Origin of the sequence: Bradyrhizobium neotropicale, from assembly GCF_001641695.1 — a bacterium.
GTDB classification, from domain to species: Bacteria; Pseudomonadota; Alphaproteobacteria; order Rhizobiales; family Xanthobacteraceae; genus Bradyrhizobium; species Bradyrhizobium neotropicale.
The window spans coordinates 48,920-52,691 of record NZ_LSEF01000037.1; the positions used below are offsets into that span (position 1 = coordinate 48,920).

The window sequence follows — 3,772 nt, forward strand, 5'->3', positions numbered from 1 at the left end:
CTGGCAGGCGGGGCTCGCGCCCGCCTATCTGCACTATGACAACCGACCGCGGTCCGGCACCGTGATGACCATTCACAACATGGCCTATCAGGGCAAGTTCGACCGCGAGCTGATCAGCGCCATCGGACTGCCGTGGGACTCGTTCAACGTCAACGGCCTGGAATATTTCGGCGGCATCAGCTTCCTGAAAGCCGGCTTGCAATTCGCTGACCGCATCACCACGGTGTCGCCGACCTATGCCCATGAGATCCAGAGCGACGAGGGCGGCATGGGGCTTGGCGGCCTGCTTCGCGAACGCGCGGGCGTGCTGAGCGGCATCCTCAACGGCATCGACATCTCGGTCTGGAATCCGGAAACAGATCCGCACATCGCCTATCGCTTCAGCGCGCAGGATCTGGCGTTTCGGGCCGCGAACAAGGCCGCGCTTCAGCAGCAGTTCAATCTCGCATCTGCGCCGGAAACGCCTCTGCTCGGCGTCATCAGCCGGCTGTCGTGGCAGAAGGGCCTCGATCTCCTGCTCGAGGCGATTCCGACCATCCTGAGCGAGGGCATGCAGCTTGCGCTATTGGGCAGCGGCGACCGCGATCTCCAGGATCGCTATCAGGCCGTGGCGCGCGCCAATCCAGGACGGATCGCGGTCGTGATCGGCTATGACGAGATCTTGGCGCATCTGATCCAGGCCGGTTCGGACGCGCTCATCGTGCCGTCGCGGTTCGAACCGTGCGGCCTGACCCAGCTCTGCGCGCTGCGCTATGGTGCCGTGCCCATCGTCTCCCGCGTCGGCGGCCTCGAGGACACCATCATCGATATCGGCGAGGCCGACAGGTCCGGCCACCACGCCACCGGCTTCAAGTTCGCTCCGGTGACGGCGGAGGCGCTCGCAGGCACGCTGCGCAAGGCCAATATCGCCTTCCATGACAAGCTGACCTGGCGGCGGCTGCAACTGAGCGGCCTCGCCACCGACGTCTCGTGGCGCAACCGGGCGGGTGATTATGCCGCGCTCTACCGCGACCTCATCGCTGCGCGCCGTCCGTGACGCATTTCGACTGACGCATCACCATCGTCGAATCCATGCTATAGAGCCGCATGGAACCCTTCGCGATCAAGCTGCTCGGCTTTGCCGCTGCAACCTGCACCACCGTCGCCTACGCGCCGCAATTCATCAAGGTCTGGAAGACGCGCTCGGCGAGGGACATCTCGCTCGGCATGTTCCTGGTCATGGTGCTCGGCCTCGCACTCTGGCTCGTCTACGGTCTGCTCTCGGGCGATGCCCCACTGGTCGCCGCCAACGCCGTCACGATGCTGCTCGCCGGCGGCATCCTGTTCATGAAGCTGAAATACGGCTGACGATCATCCACCGAATGCGTATGACGCCATCGCGACGCTTGCGACCTCGTCGAGGAACAGACGCTGGCCGACGTCGCTACCGGCGGCGCCGGCCACCACCATCAGCGGCAGCAGATGATCCTCGCGCGGATGCGCAAGCCGCGCGCTCGGCGCGTTCTGCCAGTCGATCAGCATCGCGTTGCGGCGCGCCGGATCCGGCTGGCTGATCGCATCATTCAGATAGGCTTCGAACTCGTACGACACCGGCTTCGACTCCGGTCGGCCGAAACCGCGCATGTTGTGATAGGTGAGCCCGCTGCCGACGATCAGAATGCCGGCATCGCGCAGCGAGGCGATCGCCTGCCCGACCTTGATGTGCTCAGCCGCGTCGTAGCCGGACTTCAGCGACAACAGCACGATCGGCATATCGGCGTCCGGATACATCAGGCCCAGCGGCACGAAGGTGCCGTGGTCAAAACCCTGATTGGCATCCTCGCGGCAATCGACGCCGGCGCGCACGAGCAATGCCCTCACCTCGGCGGCGAGCTCGGGTTGACCGGGCGCCGGGTATTTCAGGTGATAGGTGTGCTCGGGGAAGCCGTAATAGTCATACACCATCGGCGGATGCGCCGAGGTCGACACGGTGAACGCATCGGTCTCCCAATGGCCGGTGATGACGAGCACCGCCTTCGGTCTTGCCGGCAGAAGCTGCGGCAACCGCCTGAACTCCTCGGCGGTCTTTGCATATTGCACCCGCCTGTCCTCCATGAACGGCCAGGGGCCGCCGCCATGCGACAGGAAGAAGGTTGGAAATCGCGTCATGGATGTCGGCTCGTCTGTTTCGCAACATGCGCGTGTTACACCCGCGCCAGCGGCGGCGAGCATAGGCAAACCGGTATGGTTAGCAAGCCGTTAACGATTTGCCGCTCACAATCTCCGGCGTGGCCGAAGCACTCGGCCAGAAGACAAGCAGGACGAAAGATGAGGAAGTTTTCGCTGGGGGACGTCGTCAACAGTGACAAGGGCCGCCGCGGCGTGGTTCGCGCCGCCTTCAAGTCGAGGGAAGGCCAGCAGTTCTACGCCGTCGAGAAGGACGGCGCGATGGACTATCTGGAGGAAGACCGCCTGACGCCCGCACCGCGCGTCGAACTCGCGGCATAAATCCAAACCTCCTTTTCGAATCTCTATCGAACGAGCCGGTCGAGACGCTCTGACCAGGCGTCGTCGCCGCTCGTGATGTGATCATTCGTGATCAGCAGCAGACGATCGTCCTTCGCAGCCGCATCCCAATGCGGCAGGTCCGGGCCGTTGGGATCGCCGCTTCTGGCGAAGTTGATCCAGTAGGCGCGCAAGCGGCTCGCGACTTCGCGATCCCGTCGCGAGAAGATGCCCGCACCCGGCAGGCCCTCGACGCCGAAGATGAACTGCAGCTCGCGCCCGTGCCCCTCCTCCGGATTTCCGCGCCGGGCTTCGGGAACGTAGGCGAAGCGATAGCGGAAGGTCGGCGCGCCGCTCGCGGCGTGCAGGCGCGACAGCAATCGCACCGGTTCGGAGTAGACCTTGTCGGTGTAGAAGCGTGCCGCGAGGTCCGACGGCTTGGCGACATCAGGATAGAGCTTGCGCAGCTCGTCGATGCCGGTGCCGGAGGATGCAAGCTCGTCTTTCACATCGCGCTCGCTGTCGAAACGCGTCTCGTCATCGTTCGAGCCGATGATCAGGGGAATGCGGCTTTCATGGCCGGCAGCAAACCCTGCGGCGATGTCTTCCGTGGCCAGGACTCCGTCGGCGGTCGGCGCGTAGCGTGCGGATTTTGCAAGCAGGCGTTTTTCGGCGGCCAGCAGGCGGTCGGGCTCGATCGCGCGCGGATCGGTCCTGTTGCCATCCTGCCCGAGCGCGGTAACGAACTGGCTGCCCAGCGTCTCCGCCTCCTGCTGCGAGCGCAGGCGCGCGCGTCCGGGCACAGATTGAAGAATCGCCTTCTGGAACAGATCGTGCGCCTCTCTGCACAGCATCAGCAGCGCGATCGATGTCGCGCCCGCGCCGCTGCCGAACAGGGTGACGTTGGCTGGATCGCCGCCGAACGCCGCGATGTTGTCGTGGACCCAATGCAGCGCCGCGATCTGGTCCATCAGTCCAAAATTGCCGGAGCCGCCTTCCGACAGCGCGGGATGGCTGAGCCAGCCGAGCGTGCCGAGGCGATAATTCACGGACACCACGATGAGCCCGGCCTGCGCGAGCTTTGCGCCATCGAACAGCGGATCGTTGGCGGTGCCAGAGACGAACGCGCCACCGTGGATGAACACCATCACCGGCAGCGGGCCGTCCACCCCGAAAGGACGAAACACGTTGAGCGTGAGGCAATCCTCGCTCGTGTCCGGCAAGGACGGTTGCAGACAAGACGAGCCGAAATCATAGGCGGTCCGCATGTCCGAGCTCTCCGCCGTGG

General features: G+C 64.6%; 5 protein-coding genes. 3 read left to right on the forward strand and 2 right to left on the reverse strand.

Going from position 1 to position 3,772, the window contains the following annotated elements; all coding sequences use genetic code 11:
• On the forward strand, positions 1–1,036 hold a 1,036-nt coding region (locus tag AXW67_RS10785; protein ID WP_245315514.1), incomplete at its 5' end, for a glycogen/starch synthase.
• 50 nt (positions 1,037–1,086) lie between these two features.
• Complete coding sequence (locus AXW67_RS10790; protein WP_027551295.1) at positions 1,087–1,347, forward strand: SemiSWEET transporter; 261 nt, start codon at positions 1,087–1,089, stop codon at positions 1,345–1,347.
• 3 nt (positions 1,348–1,350) lie between these two features.
• Here AXW67_RS10790 and AXW67_RS10795 read toward each other — a convergent pair whose 3' ends face one another.
• Positions 1,351–2,148 (reverse strand): DODA-type extradiol aromatic ring-opening family dioxygenase, encoded by a 798-nt coding sequence (locus AXW67_RS10795; protein WP_027551296.1) that lies wholly within the window; start codon positions 2,146–2,148, stop codon positions 1,351–1,353.
• A 159-nt stretch (positions 2,149–2,307) separates the two neighbouring features.
• Here AXW67_RS10795 and AXW67_RS10800 point away from each other — a divergent pair, with 159 nt between their 5' ends.
• Entirely contained in the window at positions 2,308–2,487 is a 180-nt protein-coding gene (locus AXW67_RS10800; RefSeq protein ID WP_027551297.1) for a hypothetical protein, read from the forward strand.
• A gap of 23 nt (positions 2,488–2,510) precedes the next feature.
• Here AXW67_RS10800 and AXW67_RS10805 read toward each other — a convergent pair.
• A partial coding sequence (locus AXW67_RS10805; RefSeq protein WP_245315516.1) for a carboxylesterase/lipase family protein occupies positions 2,511–3,772 on the reverse strand: 1,262 nt, incomplete at its 5' end.